Here is a 451-nt window from a genome sequence, read left to right as displayed (position 1 = left end):
GGCAGGGAAACGCGGGGGAGTGGCGAAAGACAACCGTTTGTTTATCAACGCGGTAGCGTGGCAGACGCGCACGGGCGCTCCGTGGAGAGATATACCGCCAGAATTCGGGAACTGGAACAGCATACACAAGCGGTTTTGTCGCTGGCGGGACAAGGGAATAGGGAAAATGCTGGCGGACGCCGCAATAGGCGAGCCTGCTGGGGATATCCGTATGATAGATTCGACGTATATCAAGGCACACGCGGACGCGTGCGGGGCGCGCGGCGGCACTCAGGACATTAGCCGTACAAAAGGGGGCTGAACAGCAAATTGCACTTGGTAGTCGACGAGTACGGGATACCGGCAAGCGGCATTGTGACAAGCGGTACTGTCGCGGACTGTAATCAAGCGCCTCTCCTTATGGAGGATTTGGAAGCGGAAGCGTTCCTTGCGGACAAGGCGTATGACACGA

Annotated in this window: 1 protein-coding gene; it reads left to right on the top strand. The window is 57.6% G+C overall.

All coding sequences use genetic code 11. The features are described from left to right. Positions 1-301, top strand: a 301-nt coding sequence (locus AWU74_RS08415) for a transposase (RefSeq protein WP_162505114.1), incomplete at its 5' end; no start/stop codon positions are given. Between the last annotated feature and the right edge of the window lie 150 nt (positions 302-451).

It is taken from the genome of Treponema endosymbiont of Eucomonympha sp. (genome assembly GCF_001028545.1).
The sequence above is the reverse complement of the archived record's forward strand: the minus strand, read 5'-3'. Positions and strand labels throughout refer to the sequence as shown.